Origin of the sequence: Streptomyces sp. NPDC029674, from assembly GCF_044903205.1 — a bacterium.
In the GTDB taxonomy this organism is placed as follows: domain Bacteria; phylum Actinomycetota; class Actinomycetes; order Streptomycetales; family Streptomycetaceae; genus Streptomyces.
This window is the reverse complement of record NZ_JBJDPY010000011.1, coordinates 118,665-145,119: the sequence shown is the minus strand read 5'-3', so window position 1 is coordinate 145,119 and position 26,455 is coordinate 118,665. Positions and strand designations below refer to the sequence as shown.

25 protein-coding genes and 5 tRNA genes are annotated in these 26,455 nt (G+C 71.2%); 19 read left to right on the top strand and 11 right to left on the bottom strand.

The features are described from left to right. Window positions 1–127 precede the first annotated feature (127 nt). Together ACI2L3_RS25885 and ACI2L3_RS25880 are read right to left on the bottom strand one after the other, a co-directional pair. Complete coding sequence (locus ACI2L3_RS25885) at window positions 128–541, bottom strand: roadblock/LC7 domain-containing protein (RefSeq protein ID WP_030787430.1); 414 nt, start codon at window positions 539–541, stop codon at window positions 128–130. A 9-nt stretch (window positions 542–550) separates the two neighbouring features. Beyond that, on the bottom strand, window positions 551–4,444 hold the full coding sequence (locus ACI2L3_RS25880) for a nitrate- and nitrite sensing domain-containing protein (RefSeq protein ID WP_404754771.1): 3,894 nt from the start codon (window positions 4,442–4,444) through the stop codon (window positions 551–553). Between the two features lie 575 nt (window positions 4,445–5,019). Between ACI2L3_RS25880 and ACI2L3_RS25875 the strand changes: the two genes are divergently transcribed. The 9 genes from ACI2L3_RS25875 (at window position 5,020) to ACI2L3_RS25835 (ending at window position 8,990) form a co-directional block, all read left to right on the top strand. Then, window positions 5,020–5,220 carry a hypothetical protein gene (locus tag ACI2L3_RS25875; RefSeq protein ID WP_404754770.1) on the top strand — a complete coding sequence of 67 codons (201 nt, stop codon included), beginning with the start codon at window positions 5,020–5,022 and terminating at the stop codon, window positions 5,218–5,220. A 101-nt stretch (window positions 5,221–5,321) separates the two neighbouring features. Continuing rightward, on the top strand, window positions 5,322–6,110 hold the full coding sequence (locus ACI2L3_RS25870; RefSeq protein WP_404754769.1) for a fumarylacetoacetate hydrolase family protein: 789 nt from the start codon (window positions 5,322–5,324) through the stop codon (window positions 6,108–6,110). Further along, a complete protein-coding gene (gene gltX / locus ACI2L3_RS25865; protein WP_404754768.1) occupies window positions 6,103–7,581 on the top strand; it encodes a glutamate--tRNA ligase in 1,479 nt (492 codons plus the stop codon). Before ACI2L3_RS25870 ends, gltX begins: the two co-directional genes overlap by 8 nt. A gap of 68 nt (window positions 7,582–7,649) precedes the next feature. Next, window positions 7,650–8,378, top strand: a complete 729-nt coding sequence (locus tag ACI2L3_RS25860; RefSeq protein WP_404754767.1) for an HAD family hydrolase — start codon at window positions 7,650–7,652, stop codon at window positions 8,376–8,378. An 87-nt stretch (window positions 8,379–8,465) separates the two neighbouring features. Then, window positions 8,466–8,537, top strand: a tRNA-Gln gene (locus ACI2L3_RS25855). A gap of 41 nt (window positions 8,538–8,578) precedes the next feature. Beyond that, window positions 8,579–8,651: transfer RNA gene (locus ACI2L3_RS25850), tRNA-Glu, on the top strand. A 62-nt stretch (window positions 8,652–8,713) separates the two neighbouring features. Beyond that, window positions 8,714–8,786, top strand: a tRNA-Glu gene (locus ACI2L3_RS25845). 31 nt (window positions 8,787–8,817) lie between these two features. Next, window positions 8,818–8,889: transfer RNA gene (locus tag ACI2L3_RS25840), tRNA-Gln, on the top strand. 28 nt (window positions 8,890–8,917) lie between these two features. Further along, window positions 8,918–8,990, top strand: a tRNA-Glu gene (locus tag ACI2L3_RS25835). A 41-nt stretch (window positions 8,991–9,031) separates the two neighbouring features. Here the strand turns inward: ACI2L3_RS25835 and ACI2L3_RS25830 are convergent. Continuing rightward, on the bottom strand, window positions 9,032–9,688 hold the full coding sequence (locus ACI2L3_RS25830) for a MerR family transcriptional regulator (protein ID WP_404754766.1): 657 nt from the start codon (window positions 9,686–9,688) through the stop codon (window positions 9,032–9,034). 133 nt (window positions 9,689–9,821) lie between these two features. On the opposite strand from ACI2L3_RS25830, the gene ACI2L3_RS25825 reads away from it, so the two are divergent. After that, the gene (locus ACI2L3_RS25825; protein WP_404754898.1) at window positions 9,822–10,280 is read left to right on the top strand and encodes a DUF4188 domain-containing protein; all 459 of its coding nucleotides are present in this window, start codon (window positions 9,822–9,824) and stop codon (window positions 10,278–10,280) included. Window positions 10,281–10,412: 132 nt separating this feature from the next. Here ACI2L3_RS25825 and ndgR read toward each other — a convergent pair whose 3' ends face one another. After that, the gene (gene ndgR, locus ACI2L3_RS25820; protein WP_058942291.1) at window positions 10,413–11,129 is read right to left on the bottom strand and encodes an IclR family transcriptional regulator NdgR; all 717 of its coding nucleotides are present in this window, start codon (window positions 11,127–11,129) and stop codon (window positions 10,413–10,415) included. Window positions 11,130–11,310: 181 nt separating this feature from the next. Here ndgR and leuC point away from each other — a divergent pair, with 181 nt between their 5' ends. From leuC to ACI2L3_RS25800, 4 genes are all read left to right on the top strand, one after another. Next, window positions 11,311–12,738 (top strand): 3-isopropylmalate dehydratase large subunit, encoded by a 1,428-nt coding sequence (gene leuC / locus ACI2L3_RS25815; RefSeq protein WP_404754765.1) that lies wholly within the window; start codon window positions 11,311–11,313, stop codon window positions 12,736–12,738. Between the two features lie 2 nt (window positions 12,739–12,740). Then, window positions 12,741–13,334 (top strand): 3-isopropylmalate dehydratase small subunit, encoded by a 594-nt coding sequence (gene leuD, locus ACI2L3_RS25810; RefSeq protein WP_404754764.1) that lies wholly within the window; start codon window positions 12,741–12,743, stop codon window positions 13,332–13,334. 248 nt (window positions 13,335–13,582) lie between these two features. Continuing rightward, the gene (locus ACI2L3_RS25805; protein ID WP_404754763.1) at window positions 13,583–13,819 is read left to right on the top strand and encodes a hypothetical protein; all 237 of its coding nucleotides are present in this window, start codon (window positions 13,583–13,585) and stop codon (window positions 13,817–13,819) included. A 161-nt stretch (window positions 13,820–13,980) separates the two neighbouring features. After that, entirely contained in the window at window positions 13,981–14,688 is a 708-nt protein-coding gene (locus ACI2L3_RS25800) for an HU family DNA-binding protein (RefSeq protein WP_404754762.1), read from the top strand. Between the two features lie 88 nt (window positions 14,689–14,776). On the opposite strand, the gene ACI2L3_RS25795 is transcribed toward ACI2L3_RS25800, so the two are convergent. Continuing rightward, window positions 14,777–14,980, bottom strand: coding sequence for a hypothetical protein (locus ACI2L3_RS25795; protein WP_362998145.1), 204 nt, complete (start codon window positions 14,978–14,980; stop codon window positions 14,777–14,779). Between the two features lie 14 nt (window positions 14,981–14,994). Then, window positions 14,995–15,630, bottom strand: a complete 636-nt coding sequence (cofC, locus tag ACI2L3_RS25790) for a 2-phospho-L-lactate guanylyltransferase (protein ID WP_404754761.1) — start codon at window positions 15,628–15,630, stop codon at window positions 14,995–14,997. A 152-nt stretch (window positions 15,631–15,782) separates the two neighbouring features. Here cofC and ACI2L3_RS25785 point away from each other — a divergent pair, with 152 nt between their 5' ends. From ACI2L3_RS25785 to ACI2L3_RS25775, 3 genes are read left to right on the top strand one after another with little or no spacing between them, the layout of a single operon-like run. Further along, window positions 15,783–16,565, top strand: a complete 783-nt coding sequence (locus ACI2L3_RS25785; protein ID WP_404754760.1) for a lysophospholipid acyltransferase family protein — start codon at window positions 15,783–15,785, stop codon at window positions 16,563–16,565. 17 nt (window positions 16,566–16,582) lie between these two features. Then, on the top strand, window positions 16,583–17,599 hold the full coding sequence (locus ACI2L3_RS25780; RefSeq protein ID WP_404754897.1) for an NAD(P)H-dependent glycerol-3-phosphate dehydrogenase: 1,017 nt from the start codon (window positions 16,583–16,585) through the stop codon (window positions 17,597–17,599). Window positions 17,600–17,657: 58 nt separating this feature from the next. After that, the gene (locus ACI2L3_RS25775) at window positions 17,658–18,815 is read left to right on the top strand and encodes a D-alanine--D-alanine ligase family protein (RefSeq protein ID WP_404754759.1); all 1,158 of its coding nucleotides are present in this window, start codon (window positions 17,658–17,660) and stop codon (window positions 18,813–18,815) included. Window positions 18,816–18,826: 11 nt separating this feature from the next. On the opposite strand, the gene ACI2L3_RS25770 is transcribed toward ACI2L3_RS25775, so the two are convergent. Together ACI2L3_RS25770 and ACI2L3_RS25765 are read right to left on the bottom strand one after the other, a co-directional pair. Continuing rightward, window positions 18,827–19,324, bottom strand: coding sequence for a DUF3515 domain-containing protein (locus ACI2L3_RS25770; protein ID WP_404754758.1), 498 nt, complete (start codon window positions 19,322–19,324; stop codon window positions 18,827–18,829). A 20-nt stretch (window positions 19,325–19,344) separates the two neighbouring features. Beyond that, window positions 19,345–19,578 (bottom strand): Lrp/AsnC family transcriptional regulator, encoded by a 234-nt coding sequence (locus ACI2L3_RS25765; protein ID WP_016642988.1) that lies wholly within the window; start codon window positions 19,576–19,578, stop codon window positions 19,345–19,347. A 212-nt stretch (window positions 19,579–19,790) separates the two neighbouring features. Between ACI2L3_RS25765 and ACI2L3_RS25760 the strand changes: the two genes are divergently transcribed. Together ACI2L3_RS25760 and thiD are read left to right on the top strand one after the other, a co-directional pair. Then, window positions 19,791–20,759 carry a thiamine-phosphate kinase gene (locus ACI2L3_RS25760; RefSeq protein WP_404754757.1) on the top strand — a complete coding sequence of 323 codons (969 nt, stop codon included), beginning with the start codon at window positions 19,791–19,793 and terminating at the stop codon, window positions 20,757–20,759. Beyond that, entirely contained in the window at window positions 20,756–21,568 is an 813-nt protein-coding gene (gene thiD, locus ACI2L3_RS25755) for a bifunctional hydroxymethylpyrimidine kinase/phosphomethylpyrimidine kinase (protein WP_404754756.1), read from the top strand. Before ACI2L3_RS25760 ends, thiD begins: the two co-directional genes overlap by 4 nt. Here the strand turns inward: thiD and ACI2L3_RS25750 are convergent. The 3 genes from ACI2L3_RS25750 to rpmB form a co-directional block, all read right to left on the bottom strand. Further along, entirely contained in the window at window positions 21,541–22,815 is a 1,275-nt protein-coding gene (locus ACI2L3_RS25750; protein ID WP_404754755.1) for an FAD-dependent monooxygenase, read from the bottom strand. The genes thiD and ACI2L3_RS25750 overlap by 28 nt on opposite strands. A 35-nt stretch (window positions 22,816–22,850) precedes the next feature. Continuing rightward, window positions 22,851–25,907 (bottom strand): BTAD domain-containing putative transcriptional regulator, encoded by a 3,057-nt coding sequence (locus ACI2L3_RS25745; RefSeq protein ID WP_404754754.1) that lies wholly within the window; start codon window positions 25,905–25,907, stop codon window positions 22,851–22,853. A 152-nt stretch (window positions 25,908–26,059) separates the two neighbouring features. After that, window positions 26,060–26,245: a 50S ribosomal protein L28 gene (gene rpmB, locus ACI2L3_RS25740; protein WP_016642993.1), complete on the bottom strand. Its 186-nt coding sequence runs from the start codon at window positions 26,243–26,245 to the stop codon at window positions 26,060–26,062. Between the last annotated feature and the right edge of the window lie 210 nt (window positions 26,246–26,455).

Below are 26,455 nucleotides of genomic sequence, written 5' to 3'. Positions count from 1 at the left end.
GGACAGCAGGTCATCTGCGTGTGCCGTCTGACAGAGCCGGTGGGGGCAGTGTGGCGGCCGGACGGTTGGTCAGTACGTTCGGTCGGTGGGGCGGCCGAAGGGAGAAGGCTTCGGAGCGTGCTCCGGATCAGTGGAGCAGGCTGCCCTGCAGCTCGGCGCGGAGGTCCGGGGTCAGGACGGCGCCCGCGCGGTCGACGAGGAGGGCCATCTCGTATCCCACGAGGCCGATGTCGCACTCGGGGTGCGCGAGCACCGCCAGGGACGAGCCGTCGGAGACGGACATGATGAAGAGGAACCCCCGCTCCATCTCCACCACGGTCTGGGTGACGGTGCCGCCCTCGAAGATCCGGGAGGCCCCGGCGGTCAGCGAGGTCAGGCCGGAGGCGACCGCGGCGAGCTGGTCGGCGCGGTCACGGGGGAAGCCTTCGGACATCGCCAGAAGGAGTCCGTCGGCGGAGACCACCACTGTGTGGGACACCCCGGGGGTGTTGTCCACGAAGTTGGTGATCAACCAGTTCAGATTCTGTGCCGCCTGGCTCATCGGGCTCAACTAACGCTCCTGCTGGTGAGTGGGGCGAGGGAAACTGCCGGTCTGGCCGGTACCGGCCTGGCGCCCCTGCTGGATGCCCCGACGGAGATTCGTCAGCCGGCCGCGTACGTCATCGGGCGCACGCGAAACCTGCGGACCTGTGCTGTCCTGCTGCTGCTGGGCCGTCCCCGCGACCAGGTTGGCTCGCGGAACGCGGCGCGGCAGTCCGGATGTGGTGACGCCGCCCGCGGTGGGCTGCCGGACGCGCTCGGCCTGGCGGCCCAGCTCGTCGTTGGGGGAGGAGCGCCAACCGCTCGGCATGCCGCTGCCGTTGGTGCCGCCTCCGCCCGCGGGTGCGGGCGCGGCGTTCGGGTCCTGGCGCTGGGGGCGCGAGGGGAGCGGGCGCTGCGGCGGCTCGGAAGCCTGGCGCGGCGCGGCCTCGGGGGCCTGCCTGCCCTGCTGCGCCTGCTCGTGCTGCTGCGCGGCCTGCGGGTGCTGCTGCTCCTGCTGGGCCGCCTGCTGCTGTGCTGCCTGCTCCTGGGCCGCCTGCTGGTTCTGCTGCTGCTGGAACCAGTTGGTCTCCAGCGTGTCGAACAGCGGCGTACGCCCGTCGCCGGGACCGGCGGGGGGCAGCGGCTCGGGCTCGGCGGGCAGCAGGGGCTGCTGCTGGGTGTGCGGAGCCTGCCGGCCCGGCTGCCGGCCCTGCTGCGGCGCCTGACCCGGGCCCTGACCCTGGCCCTGGCCACGGCGCGGGGCCGGCGGGCGCGGCACGGTGTAGTCGGGCATCTCCCGATTGCCGTGCTGCGCCGGGGCGTTGGCCTGGGGCTGGGGCTGGGGCTGGTTCTGGGACTGCGGCTGGTTCTGCGGCTGTCCGTGTGCCGGGTTCGGGTTCTGCCGACCGCCGCCCTGGCCGCCGCCGAAGACGTCCGAGCGCACGAACTGGCCGGTGGAGCCGGTGTCCTGCGGCGCGGGCGTGCCGGCCGCCGGGGTGCCGGGCAGCGGGGCGTCGAAGTCCGGACGGGCGAACTCCGCGGTGGAGCCGGGGCCCTGCCGGTCGTCCGGCGCCGCCGAGACCTGGGGGAACTGACCGGTGGCCTCGTGCTCCTCGTGACCCCGCGGGGTGTCGAAGGGCTCGCGCGCCACCTGCGGCTGCGCGTTCTCGTCGCTCCAACTGGGCACGCGCGGCTGCGGGTTGCCCCCGGGCAGCTCGGCACGCGGGCCGCCGCGGGGCGGCAGCTGCGGCCTGCGGCCCTGGTCACCGGCGTCGGCCTGGGCGTTCGCCGGAGGGTTCATGGCGTTCGTACGCTGCTGGGGCACCGGAGGCTGCGGCGCGTTGCCGCGACCGCGCTTCGGGCGGTTGCCCTGCGGAGCCTGCGGCTGACCGCCCTGCGGGACGGCCGGCGGACGCTGCTGGCCCTGACCCGGACCCTGACCCTGCGCCGGGTTCAGGCCCTGGCCCTGTGCGGGACCCTGACCCTGACCCGTGTCCCGGGAGGGCAGCGCGGCCCGCGGGCCCGAGCCCGCGACCTGCTGGCGCGGCGCACCGGCACCGAGCAGTCCGGGGCCACCCTGGCCACCGCCACCGGGGCCACCGCCGAGCGCGGGACCACCACGGCCGGGGCCGCCGGTCAGACCGGGACCGCTGCCGCCGGGACCGACACCGCGGCGCGCGGCCGCGGCACCCGCGGCGGCCTGAGCCGCGGCGGGACCGCCGGTCGCGGAGGGAGCGCCGGGCTTGCCCGGCATCTTCTTGCCGCCCTGGGCGACGTCGACGGGCAGCATGACCAGCGCGGTCGTACCACCGGAGTCGGACGGGCGGAGCTGGATGCGGATGCCGTGGCGCTGCGAAAGGCGGCCGACCACGAACAGACCCATGCGGCGGGAGACCGAGACGTCCACGGTGGGCGGCGAGGCGAGCCGCTCGTTGATCGCCGCCAGGTCCTCGGGGGAGAGGCCGATGCCGGTGTCGTGGATCTCGATGAGCACGCGGCCGTCGGGCAGCGCGTGACCGGTGACCTTGACCTTGGTCTGCGGCGAGGAGAACGACGTCGCGTTCTCGAGCAGCTCGGCGAGGAGGTGCACGAGGTCGTTGACGACGCGTCCGGCGACCTCGGTCGCGGGCACCGAGGAGAGCTCGATGCGCTCGTACTGCTCCACCTCGGACGCGGCGGCACGCAGCACGTCGACCAGCGGGACGGGCCGGGTCCAGCGGCGGCCCGGCTCCTCACCGGCGAGGACGAGGAGGTTCTCGCCGTTACGGCGCATGCGGGTCGCGAGGTGGTCGAGCTTGAAGAGCGAGGACAGCTGGTCCGGGTCGGCCTCGCGCGACTCCAGCTCGGAGATGAGCGAGAGCTGGCGCTGGATGAGGCCCTGCGAACGGCGCGAGAGGTTGGTGAACATCGCGTTGACGTTGCCCCGGAGGAGGGCCTGCTCGGCGGCGAGGCGGACGGCCTCGCGGTGCACGTCGTCGAAGGCCGCGGCCACCTGGCCGATCTCGTCCCGGGAGTGCACACCGACGGACTCGACGGAGGTGTCGACGTCCTGCGGGTCCGACTCCGAGAGCTGCTTGACCAGCTCGGGCAGGCGGTCCTGGGCGACCTTGGTCGCGGTGTCCTGGAGCCGGCGCAGCGAGCGGATCATGGACCGGGCCACGACGAAGGCGCCGACGAGCGAGACGCCGAGCACGAGCAGGATCAGCGCACCGTTGAGGATGGCCGACTGCTCCGACTCGTTGCGCAGCTCGCGCGCCTTCTGCTCCATCTCGCCGAGCAGCGTCAGCTCGATCTTGGACATCGCGTCGATCTTGGTGGTGTCCTGGTCGACCCAGTCCTTGTACGACCGCTTGTCCTGGAGCTTGATGCCGCCCTCCTGCTCGAGGACGCGCTTGGCGTACTCGTTGGCGGCCTTGACCGCGGGGTTGCCTCCGTCGATGGGCTTGGTCAGCTCACCGGCGTTGCCCGCGTAGATCTTGCTGAACGTCTGGAGCTCCGAGCGCTCCTTTTCGTTGGCGCTGAGGCCGAAGGTGCGGTCGGTCTCGCTGATCTTGCCGTACTCGCTGTCGTTCGGCGGCAGGGCCGCGGCGATGATCGCGCGCTGTACGGACGCGTACTCCTTGGCCGACGAGAAGGCGGCCAGCGAGCGCGTGCGCTGGATCATGTCCGGGTTGCTCGTCGCCTGCGCCATGTCCTGCGACAGCTTGAGGAGCTGCTCGACGAGCTGGCTGTAGGCCTCGACGGTCTGCGAGGTGGAGCCCTTGTCGGCGAAGGCCTTCTTGCGGACGTCGTTGATGCCCTGCAGCTGCTGGGTGATCTGGACCGCGCTGTGCCGGACGCCGAGCAGGCCCTTCTCGCCGTCGGTGTCGTTGAGGTCCTGGGTGCCCTGCAAGAAGCTGCGGTAGACGCGGTCGGTCTTCTCCCGCGCGCCCTTGACCGTGTAGTCCGAGGCCTTCGCGCCGTGCGCGAGGGGGCCGGCGGACTTGTCGCGCTCCTCCTGGAGCGCCGCGGCCAGCTCGGTGGCCTGCTTGGTCATCTCGGTCAGCAGCTTCATGTTGTCGAGCTGCTGGATCTCGTCCAGGGACGAGTTGATGCGGAGCGCGCCGAGCGAGGTCGCGGTGATCACGGGGAGCGCGAGCAGCGAGACCAGGCGGGTGGAGATGCGCCAGTTGCGCAGGGCTATTCGCGAGCCGGGACCGGGCGTCTTGGCGCCGGTCGAGCCCTTGCCCTTGGCCGGGGCGGCCGTCGAGCCGCTGCCGACGGCTCCCTGGCGCGCGGCCCCGGGGCCGCTGTCGCCGGGCGTACCCGGTCCGGGGTTCTGGGCGTGCTGGGGCGAGGAGCCGCCCGGCTCCGCCGGAGCATCCCCTCGGCCGCGGTCGGCCTGGGGAGACCCCTTGCCATCCCTCTTGAAACGTCCCTGCACTAGCGTCGCAACCTCTGGACCAGGCGTCCTGCCGGATAACGGCGGGACGGTGTCGGCGTCGTGGGGCGTCGAGCGCCCCATGGGTGGTCGTGAGTGACCGGCGCTTGCTCCCCCTCCCCGCCGCCACTCGGCGCTGCGTTGCGCCCCTGCGCGCCGGTTCGATCCCGCGGCGGTCCCGGGAATTCCAGCACAGTGCCGGATCTCCAACAAGGCCCGTGTGTCGCGCCGTGACCTACGTGACACGGTGTGAGTGCGGGGTCACGAGACGTAGAAAGTGATCTAGCTAAAAACGGACCGATCCCCACAAAGCTCCTACCGGCGGAGGGTGTCCCAGTGTTCATGATCAGGAGCGGAATGGTGCCTTCAGTGGCGCAATGTCCGTTTCCAGTGGGCTGTCCCCGGGCCGGAATTGACCTTTTTGTCTGCTACCTCGTGAGCAAACTCACATGAAGATCAAGGCGTCTTCCGGACTTTGGCCGGGAATTGGATGTTTAGCCTGACGCTTTACAGGGATGGCGAATCCGACAACCCGCGTCCGCCACGCGACGCCTCAACCGACAAGGCCTGAACAGCAGATGAAGACTGTGAAGTCGACGATGTTCCGCAACATAGCCAACCCGCGCCGCACCACTCTCGCGCACCTCAAGGACGCGGACGACGTCCAGGCCGCGCCCGCGCAGCCGGAGCACGCCGTCGAACTGCCGACGCAGACCGCCAACCCGAAGCGCACGATCCTGATGGACGCGCCGGAGCAGTCCGCCCCCGTAGCGGGTTGATGCGGGAGCCCGTAGCGGGTTGATACGGGAGGTCGGCCTCCCTTGCCGCGTTAGCCTGGAGTGTCAGACTCCACCCATTCCAGCAAGGGGCCAAGGCACACGTGCGCATCGCCAGGTTCTCCATCGACGGCAACGTCGCCTTCGGCGCGGTCGAGGGCGAAAGTCCCCCCGGAACGACCGATGGGCTCGTCCTCGACATCATCAAGGGCATCCCGTTCGCGGACTTCGAGCTCTCCGGCACGAAGGTCCCGCTGAGCAAGGTCAGGCTGCTGCCTCCGGTGCTCCCCAACAAGGTCGTGGGCATCGGCCGCAACTACGCGGACCACGCGGCGGAGCTCGGCAACGAGGTCCCCGACGTCCCGGTCGCCTTCTTCAAGCCGTCCACCTCCGTGGCGGGCCCCGGCGACGCCATCGTGTACCCCTCCTTCTCGCAGGAGCTGCACTACGAGGCCGAGCTGGCCGTCGTCATCGGCCGCATGTGCCGGGAGGTCCCGCGCGAGCGCGCCCGCGACGTCATCCTCGGCTACACCTGCGCGAACGACGTCACCGCGCGTGACGTGCAGAAGCGCGAGAAGCAGTGGGCCAGGGCCAAGGGCTTCGACACGTCCTGCCCGCTCGGCCCCTGGGTGGAGACCGACCTCGACCCGAGCGACCTCACCATCCAGTGCACGGTCAACGGCGAACAGCGCCAGCTGGGGCGCACGGCCGAGATGGTCCGCTCCGTAGAGGACCTGATCGTGCACATCTCCGAGGCCATGACGCTGCTCCCCGGCGACGTCATCCTCACGGGCACCCCGGCAGGCGTCGGGCCCCTCAACGTCGGCGACGAGGTCGCCGTCACCATCGAAGGCATCGGCACTCTCACCAACAAGGTGATCAAGCGTGGCTAACGCGACCCCCGTACGCGTACGGTTCTGTCCCTCGCCGACCGGCAACCCCCACGTGGGCCTGGTCCGCACCGCCCTCTTCAACTGGGCCTACGCCCGGCACAACGAGGGCACCCTGGTCTTCCGCATCGAGGACACCGACGCCGCGCGCGACTCCGAGGAGTCGTACGAGCAGCTCCTCGACTCGATGCGCTGGCTGGGCTTCGACTGGGACGAGGGCCCCGAGGTCGGCGGCCCGCACGCGCCGTACCGCCAGTCGCAGCGCATGGACATCTACAAGGACGTCGCGGCCAAGCTCCTGGACGGCGGCTACGCCTACCCCTGCTACTGCACCACCGAGGAGCTGGACGCCCGCCGCGAGGCCGCCCGCGCCGCCGGCAAGCCGTCCGGTTACGACGGTCACTGCCGCGACCTCACCGCCGAGCAGAAGCAGGCGTACGAGGCCGAGGGCCGCAGCCACATCGTCCGCTTCCGGATGCCGGACGAGGCCACCACCTTCACCGACCTGGTCCGCGGCGAGATCACCGTCCAGGCGGAGAACGTCACCGACTACGGCATCGTGCGTGCCAACGGCGCCCCGCTGTACACGCTGGTCAACCCGGTCGACGACGCACTGATGGAGATCACCCACGTCCTGCGCGGCGAGGACCTGCTCTCCTCCACCCCGCGCCAGATCGCCCTCTACAAGGCGCTCATCGAGCTCGGCATCGCCAAGACGATCCCCGAGTTCGGCCACCTCCCGTACGTCATGGGCGAGGGCAACAAGAAGCTCTCCAAGCGCGACCCGCAGGCGTCCCTGAACCTCTACCGCGAGCGCGGCTTCCTCCCCGAGGGCCTGCTGAACTACCTGTCGCTCCTCGGCTGGTCGTTCTCCGCGGACCAGGACGTCTTCACGATCCCGGAGATGGTCGCCAAGTTCGACCTCGCGGACGTGAACGCCAACCCGGCCCGCTTCGACCTGAAGAAGGCCGAGGCGATCAACGCCGATCACATCCGCATGCTGGACGTGAAGACCTTCGCCGAGGCCTGCGAGCCCTGGCTGAAGGCCCCGCACGCCAACTGGGCCCCCGAGGACTTCGACGAGGCGGCCTGGGCGGCCATCGCCCCGCACGCCCAGACCCGCCTGAAGGTCCTCTCCGAGATCACGGCCAACGTCGACTTCCTCTTCCTCCCGGAGCCGGTCTTCGACGAGCCGAGTTGGACGAAGGCCATGAAGGAAGGCTCCGACGCCCTCCTGCGCACGGCCCGCGCCAAGCTGGAGGCGGCCGACTGGACCTCCCCCGAGTCCCTCAAGGAGGCCGTCCTGGCCGCCGGCGAGGAGCACGGCCTGAAGCTCGGCAAGGCCCAGGCCCCGGTCCGCGTCGCCGTCACCGGCCGCACCATCGGCCTGCCCCTCTTCGAGTCCCTGGAGATCCTGGGCAAGGAGAAGACGCTGACCCGCATCGACGCGGCCCTGGCGAAGCTCACCGCGTAACGGCGAGCACACCCACGAAGGACCCGGAAGCCACGACGGCTCCCGGGTCCTTCGCATACGGTCGAACCATGCCGATCAAAGCCGTGGTCTGGGACATCGATGACACCATCTTCGACTACGCACGCGCCGACAGCGCAGGCATGCACGCGCACCTCACCGCCGAGGGCCTCCTGGAGCGGTACGAGTCCGCGGAGCGGGCCCTCGTGCGGTGGCGGGAGCTCACCGAGCGGCACTGGGCCCGCTTCGGTGCCGGAGGCATCAGCTTCGAGGAGCAGCGCCGCGACCGCGTGCGGGACTTCCTCGCGGCCCCCGGCCTGAGCGACCCCGACGCCGACGCCTGGTTCGACCGTTACGTCGGTCACTACGAATCGGCCTGGTCCCTCTTCCCCGACACCGTCCCCGCCCTGGACGCCCTCGCCGACGGCTACCGCCACGCGGTGCTCTCCAACTCCGCCCTGTTCGTCCAGGACCGCAAGCTGCGCCTCCTCGGCGTCCGCGACCGCTTCGAGGCCGTGCTGTGCGCCGCCGACCTGGGCGTCTCCAAACCCGCCGCCGAGGCCTTCCTCGCGGCCTGCGACCGGCTGGGCCTGGCGCCCGCGGAGATCGCGTACGTCGGCGACCAGCCGGAGATCGACGCCAGGGGCGCCAGGGACGCGGGCCTCCTCGGCATCTGGCTCGACCGCAGCGGCACGGCGGGGGACGGCCCGACCGGCGTGCACCGCATCAGGGACCTCTCCGAGCTCCCCGCGCTGCTGCGGGCCGATACCCGTTTTGGAGCGCCGTCCACCTTCGGGTAATGTTCTTCCTGCGCCGCCCGAGAGGGCCGAAAGGTCCGGCCGGGAAGCGCAAGTCAAACAAAACCCCTTCCGGGGGTGGCGCTTTGATGGCCTATGGTGTAATTGGCAGCACGACGGTTTCTGGTTCCGTTAGTCTAGGTTCGAGTCCTGGTAGGCCAGCTCGCAGAGCTCATCTGCAAACTGTGGATTGCATCCACAATGCCCCCGTTGTGTAGCGGCCTAGCACGCCGCCCTCTCAAGGCGGTAGCGCCGGTTCGAATCCGGTCGGGGGTACAGATCCTTCCCGCGGGGACAGATCGGGTCGCACCCACTGTCACTGATGCAGGATCGCTAGGGCCCCCGTTGTGTAGCGGCCTAGCACGCCGCCCTCTCAAGGCGGTAGCGCCGGTTCGAATCCGGTCGGGGGTACTGTAGGTACTAGACGTGGTCTAGACCACATTGGGCTATGGTGTAATTGGCAGCACGACGGTTTCTGGTTCCGTTAGTTTAGGTTCGAGTCCTGGTAGCCCAGCTGGATCTCGTGGTAACGCAAGATCCTCGCCCCCGTTGTGTAGCGGCCTAGCACGCCGCCCTCTCAAGGCGGTAGCGCCGGTTCGAATCCGGTCGGGGGTACAGAGACGCGAGGGGCCTTCCCGTCAGGGAGGGCCCCTTCGTCATTCCCCCGTGCGCGGCTGCGCGTAGCGGCTCGTGGACTCCTCCGCCTGCGCGATGCGGCGCAGGCTGAGCATCACCGGCTCGTACAGCACCGTGAGCGCCACGGCCGCCTCCAGCTGCCGGTCCGGCGACTCGTACCGCTCGATCAAGTCCAGGTCGGTGACGGCCAGTTGGCGGCACGCGTACGCGTAGGGCGCCAAGTCGTCGATGCCGCACGGATATCCGAGCCGGACCAGGGTGGCGACGGCGGTCACCAGCACCCGGTAGGCCGGCGAGTCCTCCGGGCAGCTCCGGGTGTGCTCCCAGTCGAGCCGCGCCAGCAGCACGTCGACCGTGTCGCGCGCCTCCCGGGCCGCCGCGTCGTCCTCGGCCGACTCCTGGCCGTGCGGCAGCGCCGAGACCGCCGTGCCCAGCCGGGAGATGTGGTCCAGCCCTTCGTCCTCCAGGGCGGTCAGGACCTCGCGCGCCGACGCGACCGGCACCCGGCCCACCTGGATGAGCGCCCGCACGAGCCGGAGCCGCTGCAGATGGGACTCGTCGTACTCGGCCTGCGTCGCCGTCACGCGGTGGCCGGGCGGCAGTAGTCCCTCGCGCAGGTAGTACTTGATCGTGGCCGTGGGGATGCCGCTGCGTCTGCTGAGCTCCGCCAGTTTCATCGGGTCGTGCCTCCTCTTGCGTCTCCCTTTGGGGAGTGGCACTATCCAAGCATGGATAGCGGAACTATCCAACGTTCGGCCAGGGCTACGACAAGGGGGAACCATCGTGAGCAGCAAGCCGATCGAAGGGCGCATGACCGCGGACGCGCAGGACGGAGTCGTCGTCTTCCATATCGGGGTGCGCATCAACAACTTCCGTGCGGTGCGCAGCTGGTGGCCCGTCTTCACGGCGATGCCGCGCATGCTCGAGGAGCTGTCGCAGGACCGGGGGAGCGGGCTGCTGGGGTACCGGCTGCTTCTCGGCGGGCCGCGCCTGATGTACGTCGTCCAGTACTGGGAGTCGCAGGAGAAGCTGCTGACGTACTCGGCGGACCAGGGCAAGGAGCACCGGCCCGCGTGGGCGGCCTGGAACCGTCGCGTCAGGGAGGGCAGGGGGAAGGTCGGCTTCTGGCACGAGACGTTCGTCGTGCCGGCGGGCGCCCATGAGGCGGTGTACGTGAACATGCCGGAGTTCGGCCTGGGCGAGGCCCTCGGCGTCATCCCGGTCGGCCGCCGCGGGGACCGGGCCGCCGACCGTCTGAAGACCGCCTGAAGCCCTCGAATCTCAGGAGTGGGCGGGAACGGAGAAGCGCCGGAAGGGGCCGCCGCGGCGTTGGGGCGGTTCCTTCCGGCGCTGTGTGCGTGCGTCGGGTGATGCGCGGCGCCGGGGGGCGCCACGCGAGCGTCAGCCGGAGCGGCGCAGGGCCTCGGAGAGGCGTCCGGCCGCGTCGATGACTGCCTGCGCGTGCATCCGGCCCGGGTGCCGGGTCAGGCGCTCGATCGGTCCGGAGACCGAGACGGCGGCGACCACGCGGTTCGAGGGGCCGCGCACGGGCGCGGAGACGGAGGCGACGCCCGGCTCGCGCTCGCCGATCGACTGGGCCCAGCCCCGGCGGCGTACGCCCGAAAGGGCCGTGGCCGTGAAGCGGGCGCCCTGGAGGCCGCGGTGCAGGCGCTCCGGTTCCTCCCAGGCCATCAGGATCTGCGCCGACGAGCCCGCCTTCATGGTGAGCGTCGAACCGACGGGGACGGTGTCCCGCAGGCCGGACAGGCGCTCCGCCGCGGCCACGCAGATGCGCATGTCGCCCTGCCGGCGGTAGAGCTGCGCGCTCTCGCCCGTGACGTCGCGCAGGTGCGTGAGGACCGGGCCCGCCGTGGCGAGCAGGCGGTCCTCGCCCGCCGCCGCCGCGAGCTCCGCGAGGCGCGGGCCGAGGATGAAGCGGCCCTGCATGTCCCGCGCCACCATCCGGTGGTGTTCCAGTGCCACGGCCAGTCGGTGAGCCGTGGGTCGTGCGAGCCCGGTGGCCGCGACCAAGCCCGCGAGGGTGGCCGGACCGGACTCCAGAGCGCTCAGGACAAGGGCCGCCTTGTCCAGAACGCCTACGCCGCTAGAGTTGTCCATGCGTCGATACTCGCGTCTCACTCTGTGAAACGCAAGTTCAATTTTCTGCGAGACGCGCCACTCTGTACGAGCGATCCGCGGACCAACGGATCGGCGGCCGACGCGCGGCACGAGGGGTACGCGCGTCGGCGAACGGATTCTCTAGTGAGGCCGGCAGAAGCGGCCGGTCGGAGGGAAAGCGATGGGTAGGACACTCGCGGAGAAGGTCTGGGACGACCACGTCGTCCGGCGCGCCGAGGGCGAGCCCGACCTCCTCTACATCGATCTGCACCTGCTGCACGAGGTGACCAGCCCCCAGGCCTTCGACGGCCTCCGCCAGGCCGGCCGTCAGGTGCGGCGGCTCGACCTCACCATCGCCACCGAGGATCACAACACCCCGACCCTCGACATCGACAAGCCCATCGCCGACCCGGTCTCGCGGGCCCAGCTGGAGACGCTGCGCAAGAACTGCGCCGACTTCGGCGTGCGCCTGCACCCGCTCGGCGACGTCGAGCAGGGCGTCGTCCACGTGGTGGGACCGCAGCTGGGACTGACCCAGCCCGGCACCACCGTCGTCTGCGGCGACTCGCACACCTCCACCCACGGCGCTTTCGGCGCGCTGGCGTTCGGCATCGGCACCTCCCAGGTCGAGCACGTCCTCGCCACCCAGACGCTGCCGATGGCCCGCCCCAAGACCATGGCCATCACCGTCGACGGCGAACTGCCCGACGACGTCACGGCCAAGGACCTGATCCTCGCCGTCATCACGAAGATCGGCACCGGCGGCGGCCAGGGCTACGTCCTGGAGTACCGCGGCTCCGCCATCGAGAAGCTCTCGATGGAGGCCCGGATGACCATCTGCAACATGTCCATCGAGGCGGGCGCCCGCGCCGGGATGATCGCCCCGGACGAGACCACCTTCGACTACATCAAGGGCCGCGCCCACGCGCCACAGGGCGAGGACTGGGACGCCGCCGTCGCGTACTGGAAGACCCTGAAGACCGATGACGACGCGGTCTTCGACGCCGAGGTCTACATCGACGCCACCTCGCTGGCGCCGTTCGTCACCTGGGGCACCAACCCGGGCCAGGGGGCGCCGCTTTCGGCGAGCGTCCCCGACCCGGCTTCGTACGAAGACGCTTCGGAGCGCCACGCCGCCGAAAAGGCCCTGGAATACATGGGGTTGACCGCCGGGCAGCCGCTGCGCGACATCAAGGTCGACACCGTCTTCGTAGGCTCCTGCACCAACGGCCGCATCGAGGACCTGCGTGCGGCCGCCTCCGTCGTCGAGGGCCGCAAAGTCGCCGACGGCGTACGGATGCTGGTCGTCCCGGGCTCGGTCCGGGTCTCCCTGCAGGCCGTCGAGGAGGGCCTGGACAAGGTCTTCCTCGCCGCGGGGGCCGAATGGCGGCACGCGGGCTGCTCGATGTGTCTGGGCATGAACCCCGACCAACTGGCGCCCGGCGAGCGCTCGGCGTCCACGTCGAACCGCAACTTCGAAGGCAGGCAGGGCAAGGGCGGCCGCACCCACCTGGTCTCCCCGCAGGTCGCCGCCGCCACCGCGGTCACCGGCCACCTCGCCTCGCCCGCCGACCTGTCCGACGCCCCCGTGACCGCCGGAGTCCGATAACCATGGAAGCATTCACCAAGCACACCGGCCGGGCCGTTCCGCTGCGCCGCAGCAACGTCGACACCGACCAGATCATCCCCGCCCACTGGCTCAAGAAGGTCACCAGGGACGGCTTCGAGGACGGGCTCTTCGAGGCCTGGCGCAAGGACCCCGAGTTCGTCCTCAACCGTCCCGAGCGGCAGGGGGCCACGGTCCTGGTCGCCGGCCCCGACTTCGGTACCGGCTCCTCCCGCGAGCACGCCGTGTGGGCGCTGCAGAACTTCGGCTTCAAGGCCGTCATCTCGTCCCGCTTCGCCGACATCTTCCGCGGCAACTCGCTGAAGAACGGCCTGCTCACCGTGGTGCTCGAGCAGAAGACCGTGGACGCGCTCTGGGAGCTGACGGAGCGGGACCCGCAGGCCGAGGTCACCGTCGACCTGGAGGACCGCCAGGTCCGCGCGGAGGGCATCACCGCCGACTTCGAACTCGACGAGAACGCCCGCTGGCGGCTCCTGAACGGCCTGGACGACATCAGCATCACGCTGCGGAACGAGCCGGACATCGCCGCGTACGAGACCGGACGCCCCGCGTACAAGCCGCGGACCGTGCGGGTCTGACAGCCCGCAACACCCCGGACGAACCTGATGTACCCCCAATCGTGGACGGTTGGGGGTACTTCTGTGTGTGCCTTTCCGGAGGTGCCCGATGACCTGAACGGGTGGACTCAACTCCCTTGCCCGCCAGGGAAGAAGAGGCTGGAAATCCCCTTGTACTCGGCGGGACGGGGTACCCTCAGGAAGGCAGCGGACGGCGGCAGTTACCCCCTGCGGAGGCGACAACTCGCCCCAGATGGCACAATCGGTGCATGGGACGTGACAGCCAACTCGAGCTCTACGGGCTCGTCGCGGACCAACTGAAGGAAGCGCACTCCCGAGTGCGCGCACTGCAAGTCCCGGAGGGCGTACGGATGGCGCTGACCCGGAAGCTGCTGGTCATTACGGCCGCGGCCAAACACGATCTCGCCGATGCGGCAAGGCGTCTGGAGCGATTGATGGCGTCCCTCGACGAAGCTGACGAGGACCGATTCCCCCAAGACAGCTGAGCCGCAGCCTCAACGGGCCTTCGAGGAACTCCGAGATGAGCCACTTCGTTGCGGCACAAGGGTGATTAGCCCGTTTCGTGTTTGATTTGCGGTATATATCTGCCTAACGTGCGAAAAAGCCGGAGTATTTCGCTCCCGGCAATGTCTCCGAAGGGGAAGACGTGAACAAGGCGCAGCTCGTAGAAGCGATTGCCGACAAGGTTGGGGGCCGCCAGCAGGCCGCCGACGCCGTCGACGCGGTCCTGGACGCCGTCGTCCGTGCCGTTGTCAGCGGGGACCGCGTTTCGGTCACCGGCTTCGGCTCGTTCGAGAAGGTCGACCGCCCGGCCCGTTACGCCCGCAACCCGCAGACCGGGGAGCGCGTGCGGGTCAAGAAGACCTCGGTGCCCCGCTTCCGCGCGGGCCAGGGCTTCAAGGACCTGGTGAGCGGCTCGAAGAAGCTCCCCAAGAACGACGTCGCGGTCAAGAAGGCGCCCAAGGGCAGCCTGACCGGCGGCGCTTCGGCGACGGTCAAGAAGGCCGCGGCCAAGAAGGCCACCGCCAAGAAGGCCACCCCGGCGAAGAAGGCGACCACCGCCAAGAAGACCGCCGCGAAGAAGACCACGGCCACCGCCAAGAAGGCCACGGCCACGGCGAAGAAGGCCACGGCGACGGCGAAGAAGTCGGCCACGAAGGCGACGGCCAAGAAGGCCACGCCGACGGCGGCGGCGAAGAAGACCACCGCCAAGAAGGCCACGCCGGCGAAGAAGGCCACGGCGAAGAAGACCGCGCCCGCCGCCACGAAGGCCACGGCCAAGAAGACCGCGCCCGCCAAGAAGGCCACGACGCGCAAGACGACCGCCAAGAAGGCCACGTCCCGCAAGAAGTAAGGGCACGAGGGCACTCACGCGCCGGGCCGGGCTCCCACGAGGGAGCCCGGCCCGCGTCGTGTGTCCGGACGGCGCCCGCGCCCCGGCCTCAGAACGTCTGCAGCGTCACCAGAGTGATGCGGCGCGCGTCGCCGTCACCGTCGACCTCGATGCGCACGCGCTGCCCCGGCCGCAGCAGCCGCAGCCCGCCCGCGTCGAACGCGGGCGCCTCGAAGGGCACGGGAGTCCCGTCGTCGAGCAGCACACTGCCGCTGCGGGTCTCGGAGTCATACGTGTACGCGGTCGCCTGCATGGAAAGCAGCGTACTCAGTCGGCGATGAGCAGGCGTGCCGCGACCGCGGCGGTGCGCGGTCCCACACCGAGTGCGAGAGCGGCCCGCAGGTCCTCTCCGGTGTCCACGTCCTGGCGTACGGAATCGACGTCCGAGAGCCCGAGTTCCACGGCCCCGGACGCCGCGTGCCGGGCCCGCGACGCCACACCGAATGCCGGACGCAATTGCGTCCCCGGCGTCGCGCACAGCAGCGTCGTACCGATTCCGGCGGCATCCGGCATGAATGCGCGGGGAAATGCGGCGGCGCAGTCGAGAGCGCGGGCCAATTCCGTGGGGCGCAGCGCGGGCAGATCGGCGTTCAGGGCCGCGACGGCCGCGTCGGGCCGCTCGGCGCGCACGACGGCCGCCCCGTGCGCCAGCGCCGCGTTCAGGCCCCCGCCGGGCTCGTCCGAGACGATCCGCGCGCCCAGCGCGGCGAGCTCGCGACCCGCCCGGGAGTCGTCCGTGACGACCGCCACATCGCGCACCGCCGGGCAGGCCACCGCGGCGGCCACGGTGTCCTGGGCGAATGCCAGGGCGAGGCCGGGGCGCAGACCGTCCCCGGAGGCGGCGGCGAGCCTGCTTTTGGCGCGCGCCAGCGGTTTCAGAGGTATGACCAGGGTCCACTGCACGGGCGCTCCGTCCTTCGCGTCGCGCCCATTGTGACCTGCCGGGAGGCAAGGGGCGGTGGCCGAAGACGGGTGGGCGTACGGTGTTCTCGACAGACAGGAAGCCTGGGGCGACACTTGTGCGGCCGACCAGGTTCATGGAGGAAGGTGTCCGAGTGTCCCGCCGCAGAATCGGCTTCTGGTACCGCCTTGCGGCCGTCATTGCTAAACCGCCGCTCGTGGTTCTGTTCAAGCGGGACTGGCGTGGAATGGAGCACATTCCGGCTGACGGCGGATTCATCACCGCGGTGAATCACAACTCGCATATCGACCCGTTCTCGTACGCGCACTTCCAGTACAACACGGGGCGAGTGCCGCGTTTCCTGGCAAAGGACGGCCTTTTCAAGCGTGGCTTTGTCGCCAAGGTGATGAAGGGCACGGGCCAGATCCCGGTCTACCGCGAGACCACCAACGCGCTCGACGCCTTCCGCGCCGCCGTCGACGCCATCGCGCGCGGCGAGTGCGTCGCCTTCTACCCCGAAGGCACCCTCACCAGGGACCCCGACATGTGGCCGATGACCGCCAAGTCCGGTGCCGCGCGGGTCGCGCTGGAGACCAAGTGCCCGGTGATCCCCGTCGCGCAGTGGGGCGCCAACCTCGCCCTCCCGCCGTACAGCAAGAAGCCCGCCTTCTTCCCCCGCAAGACCCTCCAGGTGAAGGCCGGACCGCCCGTCGACCTGTCGCGCTTCCACGACAAGGAGCCGACGCCCGAGGTGCTGCGCGAGGTGACCGAGACCATCATGGCCGCGATCACCGAACTCCTGGAGGAGGTCCGGGGCGAGAAGGCCCCTGAGACGCCGTACGACCCGCGCAGGGCGCGGCAGGAACAACGACGCAAGGCAGCGGGCCGCGGCGCCGTACAGGGCGCCACAGAGAGCACCTCGGAGGACAGCAAGTGACGAACCCCGTGACCCCCGTGAACGCGGCGCGGCCCGTGAAGGCCGCCGTCTTCGGAACGGGCTCCTGGGGCACGGCCTTCGGGATGGTGCTCGCCGACGCGGGCTGCGACGTCACCCTGTGGGGCCGCCGGGCCGAACTCGCCGACGCGGTCAACTCCACGCGGACGAACCCGGACTACCTCCCCGGCGTGCGGCTCCCGGAGAACCTCCGGGCGACCACCGACCCGGTGGAGGCCGCCGCGGACGCCGACTTCACGGTCCTCGCCGTACCGTCGCAGACGCTGCGCGCCAACCTCGCCGAGTGGGCGCCGCTGCTGGCCCCCGAGACCGTCCTCGTCTCCCTCATGAAGGGCGTCGAACTGGGCTCCGCCATGCGGATGAGCGAGGTCATCGAGGACGTCACGAAGGTCCCCGCGGACCGGATCGCCGTCGTCACGGGACCCAACCTCGCCCGCGAGATCGCCGCACGGCAGCCCGCCGCCGCCGTGGTCGCCTGCCGGGACGAAGCCGTCGCGCAACGCCTCCAGACGGCCTGCCACACGCCGTACTTCCGCCCGTACACGAACACCGACGTGGTCGGCTGCGAGCTCGGCGGCGCCGTGAAGAACGTCATCGGTCTCGCCGTGGGCATCGCGGACGGCATGGGCCTGGGCGACAACGCCAAGGGCTCGCTCATCACGCGCGGCCTCGCCGAGACCACCCGGCTCGGGCTCGCGATGGGCGCCGACCCGCTGACGTTCTCCGGGCTCGCGGGCCTCGGCGACCTGGTGGCCACCTGCTCCTCGCCGCTGTCGCGCAACCACACCTTCGGCACCAACCTCGGCAAGGGCATGACCCTCCAGGAGACCATCGCGGTCACCAAGCAGACCGCGGAGGGCGTCAAGTCCTGCGAGTCCGTGCTCGATCTGGCCCGCAGGCACGGCGTCGACATGCCCATCACGGAGACGGTCGTGGGCATCGTGCACGAGGGCACGCCCCCGGTGGTCGCCCTCAAGGACCTCATGTCGCGCAGCGCCAAGCCCGAGCGCCGCTGACCGTACGGCCTACGGCACGCCTGACTACTTCGGGGCCAGCGGGTACCCTCAACGCGATATGAGCAGCGAGAACCTCCCCCAGAGCCCTGAGCAGGCGCTCCGCAAGCCGCGTGTGGCCGTCGTGTTCGGCGGCCGCAGCTCGGAGCACGGCATCTCCGTCGTCACGGCCGGCGCCGTGCTGCGCGCGATCGACCGCTCCAAGTACGACGTCCTGCCGATCGGCATCACCACGGACGGCCGTTGGGCGCTGACCGCCGACGAGCCGGAGCGGATGGCCATCGCCGACCGCAGGATGCCGAGCGTCGCCGAACTGGCCGACTCCGTAGAGGGCGGTGTCGTGCTCCCGGTCGACCCCGGCAACCGCGAAGTCGTCTACAGCGAGCCCGGCTCCGTGCCCAAGGCGCTCGGCGAGGTCGACGTCGTCTTCCCGATGCTGCACGGTCCCTACGGAGAGGACGGCACCCTCCAGGGTCTGCTCGAGCTCTCCGGAGTGCCCTACGTCGGCTCCGGAGTCCTCGCCTCGGCCGTCGGCCAGGACAAGGACTACATGAAGCGGGTGTTCGCCTCCTTCGGGCTGAACGTCGGCCCGTACCTGGTGATCCGCCCACGCGAGTGGCGGCAGGACGAGGCGGGCGCCCGGCAGCGCATCGCGGAGTTCGCCGGCGAACACGGCTGGCCGCTGTTCATCAAGCCCGCGCGCGCGGGCTCCTCCATCGGCATCACCAAGGTCGAGTCCTTCGAGGGCCTCGACGAGGCCATCGCCGAGGCACAGCACCACGACCCGAAGATCATCGTCGAGGCGCTGCTGCGCGGCCGCGAGATCGAGTGCGGCGTCCTGGAGTTCGAGGACGGGCCGCGCGCGAGCGTCCCGGCCGAGATCCCGCCCGTGCAGACGCACGACTACTACGACTTCGAGGCGAAGTACATCGACTCGACGCCCGGGATCGTCCCCGCGCCGCTGACGCCCGAGCAGACCGCGGAGATCCAGCGGCTCGCCGTCGAGGCGTTCGAGGCGGCGTCCTGCGAGGGCCTCGTGCGCGCGGACTTCTTCCTCACCGACGACGGCCGGTTCGTGATCAACGAGATCAACACGATGCCGGGCTTCACGCCCATCTCCATGTACCCGCAGATGTGGGAGAAGAGCGGCGTCAGCTACCCGGAGCTGGTGGACCGCCTCATCCAGACGGCCCTGAACCGCTCCACGGGCCTGCGCTAGCGCTCAGGCGATCAGGCGATCCCCTTGGGGATCGTCTTCTTGATGGGGGCGGCGAAGTCCGTGAGCGGGCTCAGGCCGCCCCCCGTCCGCTCCTCGGGCAGCGTCACCTCTACGTAGGCGAGGCGCGCCCCGGTGGTGAAGGTGTACGAGCCGTCGTCCCGCTTCTGCAGGAGCCAGGCGACGCCGTTCACGTTCACGCTGTTCTGCTCGGCGTACGAGGGGTCGATCATCTCGGGGGGCCGCTCGACACCGCAGCGCAGTATGATCGCCGGGTCTCCCCACCCCGCGGTCAGCTCGGACTTCGGCCCGGGGTCGGTCCGTCCGAGTCCGTCGACCTTCTCCGGGAGCTGTCCGTGCAGGTCCCGGCAGAGTCCCGCGGCCTTCGCGGCCGGGGACGGAACCACCACTGACGCCTCGTCGTCCGAAGATGAGCAGGCCGCTGTCGTGATCAACAGAGCGAGGGCGGACATTCCTGTGAGGCAGCGGCGCCGGCGACGGGGGAGGTTCACCGGGCCAGGGTAGACGGGGGCTACAAGTGCACGACCGGGCAGGTCAGAGTTCGGGTGATGCCATCCACTTGCTGGACCTTGGCGACCACCATGCGGCCGAGTTCGTCCACCGTGTCCGCCTGCGCGCGCACGATGACGTCGTAGGGTCCGGTCACGTCCTCGGCCTGGATCACTCCGGGGATCTTGCCGATCAGCTCGGCGACGGTCGACGCCTTGCCGACCTCTGTTTGGATCAGGATGTACGCCTGTACCACGGAACCTCCAGGGCGGCCACGAGGATCATGTGGGGGGAGAAAGGGACGCCACGGTACCGCGTCGCCGCTCGTCACGGGGAGACCCGGGTGACCTGTGGCGCGCACATCGTGGTGGACGGACAGCAGAAGTCGACGGTCACGTCGACCGTACCGACGACAGAGCCGGCTCGCGACCGGGGGCCGAGCAGTGTGAAAGGGCATGGTGAGACTCGGTGAAGGGATCCGTGGGCGAGTTGGGGGAGTTCGGGCTCATCAGAGAGCTCACTTCGCGGCTCACCACCACTCCGGCCGTACGGCTCGGCCCGGGCGATGACGCCGCGGTCGTGTCCGCTCCGGACCGCAGGGTCGTGGCGAGCACCGACATTCTCCTGGAGGGGCGGCATTTCCGCCGCGACTGGTCCACGGCGTACGACGTGGGCCGCAAGGCCGCCGCGCAGAACCTCGCCGACATCGCGGCCATGGGCGCCGTGCCGACCGCGCTGCTGCTCGGCCTGGTCGTGCCCGCCGAGCTCCCCGCGAGCTGGCCCACCGAGCTGATGGACGGCCTCAGGGACGAGTGCCAGGTCGCGGGCGCGGCCGTCGTGGGCGGCGACGTCGTGCGTGGCGACACGATCACCGTCGCGATCACCGCGCTTGGCGATCTGCGCAACCACGAACCCGTCACGCGCGCGGGCGCGCAGCCCGGTGACGTCGTCGCCGTGACGGGCTGGCTGGGCTGGTCCGCGGCCGGGCACGCCGTGCTCTCCCGCGGCTTCCGCTCACCGCGCGCCTTCGTGGAGGCCCATCGCAGGCCCGAACCGCCGTACCACGCGGGTCCCGCGGCCGCCGGCCTCGGCGCGACCTCCATGACGGACGTCAGCGACGGCCTCATCGCCGACCTCGGCCACATCGCCGAGTCCAGCAAGGTACGCATCGACATCCGCTCCGGAGACGTCGACGTGCCCTCGCAGATGAACGACATCGGACAGGCCGTCGGCGTCGACCCGCTGCAGTGGGTGCTCAACGGCGGCGAGGACCACGCGATCGTGGCGACGTTCCCGCCGGACGTGAAGCTGCCCGCCCGCTGGAAGGTCATCGGAGAGGTCCTCAACCCCTCCGCGCTGCCCCAGGTGACCGTGGACGGCGCCCCGTGGACCAGCAAGGGCTGGGACCACTTCGGGGACAACGAGGACTCGGAATGACCGGCTTGCCGGCGACGGGCGCACCGCCCCGCGTCCTGACCGTCGCCGGGTCGGACTCCGGCGGCGGCGCGGGCATCCAGGCCGACCTGAAGACGATGCTCGCCCTCGGCACGCACGGCATGAGCGTCGTCACGGCCGTCACCGCGCAGAACTCGCTGGGCGTACAGGGCTTCTGGGAGCTTCCGGTGGAGGCGGTGCGGGCCCAGTACCGCAGCGTCGTCGACGACATCGGCGTACAGGCCGTGAAGACCGGCATGCTCGCGTCGGCCGAACTGGTCGAGGCGGTCGCCGACTTGATCGCCGGCACGGACGCCCCCGCGGTCGTCGACCCGGTCGGCGTCTCCAAGCACGGCGACTCGCTGCTCGCGGCGTCCGCCCTGGACTCGGTGCGCACGAAACTGCTCCCCGCCGCCACGGTCGCGACACCCAACCTCGACGAGGTCGCCCAACTCACCGGCGTCGAGGTCGATTCGGAGGACGGCCTGCGGCGCGCGGCCGACGCCGTCCTCGCGTACGGCCCGAAGTGGGTGCTCATCAAGGGCGGTCACCTCAGCGGCGACGCCGTGGACCTGCTCACCGACGGCTCCGAAGAGCACGTGCTGCGCGCCCCGCGCCTCGACAACCGGCACACGCACGGCACGGGCTGCACGCTGGCCAGCGCGATCGCGGCGCACCTGGCCAGGGGGGAGAGCGTCCCGGAGGCCGTCAGGGCGGCCAAGGAGTACGTGACCGGGGCGATCGCCGCCGGGTTCGCGCTCGGCGGCGGGATCGGCCCGGTGGATCACGGCTGGCGGTCCAAGGGGGCGTAGTCCTTCAGGACGAGGCCGTTCGCGGCCTTCTCCGTCAGCTTCTTGAAGAGGCCCGCCAGCAGCCGGGAGCCGAGCACGCGGTACGCGCGGTCGCGGCTGCGGATCTTCTTCTCGGTCGGCGGGGCGAGGAAGGGCCCGGCGTGGTCCGCGCTCTTCTGGCAGCCCTTGGCGTAGTCGCGGATCTCCGCCTCGTACGCGGCGAAGCCGACCCGGTGGTCGCCGCCCGCGGCCGCGAGCTCACCGGCGAGGACGTACGCGGACACCAGCGCCGTGCCCGTGCCGATGCCGCCCATCGTGGCGCCGTACCCCGCGTCGCCGAGCAGCACCACACGGCCCTGGGAGAGCCGGTCGACGTGGATCTGCGCGATGGCGTCGAAGTACAGGTCGTCGGCGCTCTCCAGGCCTTCCAGGGCCTTGGCGGCGTGCTTCCAGCCCATGCCCGTGAACCGGTCCGCGAGGATCTTCTTCTGCTGGGCGGTGTCGTGCCGGTCGTGGTCGAGCCGCTCGGACCTGAAGACCAGGCCGACGCCCGCCCTGTCCGGGGCACCGTCGTAGTTGTTGATCATGACGGTGCGGCCGGGCTCGGAGTAGAGGCGGGCGGTGCGGTCGAGGCCGAGGTGGTTGGGGATGCCGTAACCCGCCACGTAGTAGCCCAGGTGGCGCAGGTACCGCGACTCGTCGCCGAAGACCAGACGGCGGGTGTGCGAGTGCAGCCCGTCGGCGCCGACCACCAGGTCGAACCGGCGGGGCGCACCGTGGTCGAAGGTCACGTCGACGCCTTCGGAGTCCTCGGTCAGCGTGGCGACGGAGTCTCCGAAGACGTACTCCACCTGATCGACGGTGCGCTCGTAGAGGATCTTGGAGAGGTCGCCGCGGAAGATCTCCACGTCGCCGCTCATGAAGAACGCGGGCAGGGCGACCCGCTCCCTGTCGTCCGCCTCCACGACGGTCTGGCGGCCCATGTGCGTCTGGCGGCGGTGGACCTCGTCCCAGATGCCCATGCGGCGCAGCACGGTGCGGTGCACGTCGCCCCGGAAGTCGACCGCGAAACCGCCCTCACGCAGGGCGGGCGCCTTCTCCAGGACGGTGACCCGGGCGCCGTAGCGGGCCAGCCACAGGGCGAGCGCGGGGCCCGCGACGCTGGCGCCCGAGATCAGCACGTCCAGGTGGGCGAGGCTGCGGGTGGCGACCCGGCGGGGGTTCTTCGTAGGGGACAGGTCGGTGTTCGTACGCGTCGTGTGTGTCATGCCGGTAAGCCTCGGGGCGGCCGCTGACCGTCCGCCTACCGTTCCCTGACCGCCGCTGACCGCAGGCTCCGCCCCTCCTCGAAAGCCTTCTCGTACGCCTCCGGGGAGAGCCGTGCGCGGGCCGCCTCCGCGATGGGTACGACGTCGGGATCACCGGCGATCAGGGTGCCGCGCAGACCGTGCGCGGCGCCCAGGAGCCGCACGGCTTCCTCGGGGCCCGGCGCGACGGCCGCCAACGCCTCGGCCACCTCGGCCAGTTCCCCGGTGCCCGCGACACGCACTCCGACGCCCGAGGACCGCACCTCCGGGCCGCAGGCGAGCACCCGGGCCTGCTCGAACCAGTCGGCGGCCTCCGCGGTACGGCGCTCGGCGAGCTCGGTACGGCCCAGGCCGATCAGGATCCGCACGCTCTCCGCGAGGCTGAACCAGTTGGCGGCGCACGCCTCCAGAGCCGCTTCATAGTGCTCACGCGCGCGTGCCGTGTCCCCGCCGAGCCGGGCCACGTCCCCGAGCCCGCGCCGCGCGGTCGCCACCTTGTCGGGGACGCCGACGGTCCGGGCGAGGGCGGCCGCATGCGTGTAGTGGGCGGCGGCCGCATCCAGGTCACCCCGGTACATGAGGACCGTGGCGCGGCGGTGCAGCAGGTCCGCGGCTTCCTCGGGCGCCGCCAATTCCCTTACGTGCGCGAGGCCTTCGTCGAGCAGTTCCAGGGCCCGCTCCCGTTCGCCCCGCCAGTCGGCGAACATGCCCAGCGGGTCCAGGCAGTTGGCCATGCCCCAGCGGTCACCGGTCGTCCGGAACCCCTCAAGCGCCCGGGCGAAGGCCGCCTCCGCCGCCGCTGCCCGGCCCGCGAACAGATCCTGGAAACCCAGCCCCAGGTCGAGGAGAGCCACCCCCCAAGGGTGGTCGTCGACCTGCTCCCGCACCCGGTCCTCCATGGCGCGCGCCGGACCGCCCGCGATCGACCACAGCACCACCAGGTACGGCCGGCGCAGGGGCCCTTCGAGGCCGCCGAACAGCGCGTCCGCGCGCGCGAGGCGGGCCGGTTCGGCCGGGTCGGTGCCGTCCCCCGCGACCGTGTTGACCAGGCACAGGACGTACTCCTCGGAGAGGCCGTCCGGCGGCTCGGCGCCCACCGCGGCCAAGAGGGCGACGGCGAGCTCCCTGCGCTCTCCGTAGCGGCCGCGCAGCAGCCAGAACCAGGAGAGCGCGGCCATCAGCCTGAGGCCGTCGCGCGGCGCGGTGCGGGTCAGCCGGCGCAGCGCCGCGTCCAGGTTCATCTGCTCGGCGTCGAGTTCGGCCAGCCGGCGCAGCTGCTCACCGCCGCGCAGCCCCGGCTCGGCCGCCTCCGCCAGGCGCAGGAAGTACCCGGCGTGCGCGGCCCGCAACCGGTCCTCCTCGCCCGCCCCGGCCAGCTCCCGCGCACAGAACGCGCGGATGGTCTGCAACATGTCGTAGCGCCCCTCGCTCACCTCGAGGAAGGACTTCTCCGCGAGGGAGGCGAGCAGATCCTCCGGGTACGGAATCCCGCAGACGGCCTCCACGGCGTCGGACGTGGCCCCTCCGGAGAACACGGTCAGCCTCCTGGCGAGCTCCCGCTCCTCGTCGTCGAGCAGCTCCCAGCTCCACTCCACGACCGCGTGCAGGGTGCGGTGCCGGGGCGCCTTCGTACGGTCGCCGCGCGAGAGCAGCCGGAAGCGGTCGCCGAGGCGGGCGGCGAGCTCGTCCAGGGTGAGGGTGCGCAGCCGCGCCGCGGCCAGCTCTATCGCGAGGGGCAGGCCGTCGAGCGCCGCGCATATCTCGTCGGTCCGCCGCCGGGCGTGCTCGTCCCAGGGGCCCGCCAAGTCGGGCCGCACGGCGGCCGCCCGGTCCGCGAAGAGCCGCGCCGCGGGCCCGGCGGCCAGCGGCGGCACCGGCCACAGGACCTCGCCCGTGATCCCGAGCCCCTCCCGGCTGGTGGCGAGCACCCGCACCCCGGGGCAGGCCCCGAGCAGCAGCCCCGCGACCCGGGCCGCCTCCTCGACGACGTGCTCGCAGTTGTCCAGGACGAGCAGCAGCTCGCGGCCGCGCACCGCGGTCAGCAGCCGCTCCATGGTGTCGCCGCCCTGGTGGTGGAAGCCGTCGCGCACCCCGAGCGCGGTGAGGATCGCGTACGTCACCCGGGCCCCGTCGGCGAGCGGGGCAAGCTCCACGAAGCAGACGTCGGGCAGCGCGCGGGCGGCTTCGATCGCGAGCCGCGTCTTGCCCGCCCCGCCGGGTCCGGTGAGCGTCACCAGGCGCGCCCCGGCCAGCAGGGCGCCGATCCGCGTGAGCTCGTCGGCCCGCCCGACGAACCGCGTCAGCTGCGCCGGCACGCCCCGCTGCCGGGCCGGCTCCCGGTCCCGCAGCAGTTCCAGGTGGAGTCCGGACAGCTCGGCGGAGGGGTCGGCGCCGAGCTCGTCCGCGAGGGTGCGCCGCGCCTCTTCGTAGACGGTGAGCGCCTCAGCGGGCCGCCCGCCCGCGTGCAACGCCCGCATCAGCTGGCCGTACAGCCGCTCGCTCAGGGGGTGCGCGGCGGACAGGCCGCGCAACTCGGGTACGAGCTCGGCTCCGCCGCCCAGCGCGAGGTCCGCCTCGACGCGGTCCTGCACGGCGGCCAGGCGGGTCTCCTCCAGGCGCGCGGCGAGGGGCCCTGCGTCCGGCAGATCGGCGAGGGCGGCCCCGCGCCACAGGCCGAGCGCCTCCCGCAGGAGGCCGGCGGCCCGCGCGGGATCCCCGGAAGCGAGGGCCTCGCGTCCCTCCCTGGCCAGCCGCTCGAAGCGGTGCAGGTCGACGTCGTCGGGGCGGACGGCGAGGCGGTACCCGGTGGGGGTGGCTTCGACGGCGAGGCCCAGGCGCTTGCGCAGCCGGGAGACCTGGGACTGCAGCGCGTTGGCCGCGCCGGCGGGCGGCTCGTCGCCGTAGAGCCCGTCGGTCAGCGCCGCCACCGAGACGGTGCGGCCCGGGTCCAGGAGCAGCAGGGTGAGCAGTGCCCGGGGGCGGGGCCCGCCGGGGTCCACGGGGGTGCCGTCGGGGGAGCGTACGTCGAGAGGGCCGAGGATGCCGAAGCGCATCCGGCCGATTCTGGCAGCCCGTGCGCGTGGACGGACGACATGGCCGACCCCTCACGCGTGGGCAGACGAAAAAGACGCGTGGGCAGACGAAAAAGCCGGCCCCCCTGGAGGGACCGGCTGATTCAGCAACCAGCTAGGTGGCCGCGCTGGCGTCAGCGCGAGACCTTGCCGGCCTTGATGCACGAGGTGCAAGCGTTGAGGCGCTTCGGCGTCCCGCTCACCACGGCACGCACACGCTGGATGTTCGGGTTCCAGCGACGGGGCGTACGGCGGTGCGAGTGCGAGATGTTGTTGCCGAAGCCCGGCCCCTTGCCACAGACGTCGCAGTTGGCAGCCACGGGTCACTCCAAAGACTTCAGATGCACTTACGGTTAAACCCGGCAGGCCGGGATCAGTGCAATGATCGAGGTGGCGTTGCCAGGAGGAATGGCCCGATGCGTATCGGGCAACCGAAGCAGCATACAACGACTGCTTCGGTTCCACGAAACTACCACGACCGGCCCGCCCCCCGCCCCGGGCCCTTCGTTCACCGTGGGTCTACGCTGCGT

Excerpts from the sequence above, each read along its gene's own strand:
- ACI2L3_RS25885 (WP_030787430.1), bottom strand. The coding sequence starts at position 541 with ATGAGCCAGGCGGCACAGAATCTGAACTGGTTGATCACCAACTTCGTG.
- ACI2L3_RS25875 (WP_404754770.1), top strand. The coding sequence starts at position 5,020 with ATGAAGACTGTGAAGTCGACGATGTTCCGCAACATAGCCAACCCGCGC.
- ACI2L3_RS25860 (WP_404754767.1), top strand. The coding sequence starts at position 7,650 with ATGCCGATCAAAGCCGTGGTCTGGGACATCGATGACACCATCTTCGAC.
- ACI2L3_RS25830 (WP_404754766.1), bottom strand. The coding sequence starts at position 9,688 with ATGAAACTGGCGGAGCTCAGCAGACGCAGCGGCATCCCCACGGCCACG.
- ACI2L3_RS25825 (WP_404754898.1), top strand. The coding sequence starts at position 9,822 with ATGACCGCGGACGCGCAGGACGGAGTCGTCGTCTTCCATATCGGGGTG.
- ndgR (WP_058942291.1), bottom strand. The coding sequence starts at position 11,129 with ATGGACAACTCTAGCGGCGTAGGCGTTCTGGACAAGGCGGCCCTTGTC.
- leuC (WP_404754765.1), top strand. The coding sequence starts at position 11,311 with ATGGGTAGGACACTCGCGGAGAAGGTCTGGGACGACCACGTCGTCCGG.
- leuD (WP_404754764.1), top strand. The coding sequence starts at position 12,741 with ATGGAAGCATTCACCAAGCACACCGGCCGGGCCGTTCCGCTGCGCCGC.
- ACI2L3_RS25805 (WP_404754763.1), top strand. The coding sequence starts at position 13,583 with ATGGGACGTGACAGCCAACTCGAGCTCTACGGGCTCGTCGCGGACCAA.
- ACI2L3_RS25795 (WP_362998145.1), bottom strand. The coding sequence starts at position 14,980 with ATGCAGGCGACCGCGTACACGTATGACTCCGAGACCCGCAGCGGCAGT.
- ACI2L3_RS25775 (WP_404754759.1), top strand. The coding sequence starts at position 17,658 with ATGAGCAGCGAGAACCTCCCCCAGAGCCCTGAGCAGGCGCTCCGCAAG.
- thiD (WP_404754756.1), top strand. The coding sequence starts at position 20,756 with ATGACCGGCTTGCCGGCGACGGGCGCACCGCCCCGCGTCCTGACCGTC.
- ACI2L3_RS25750 (WP_404754755.1), bottom strand. The coding sequence starts at position 22,815 with ATGACACACACGACGCGTACGAACACCGACCTGTCCCCTACGAAGAAC.
- ACI2L3_RS25745 (WP_404754754.1), bottom strand. The coding sequence starts at position 25,907 with ATGCGCTTCGGCATCCTCGGCCCTCTCGACGTACGCTCCCCCGACGGC.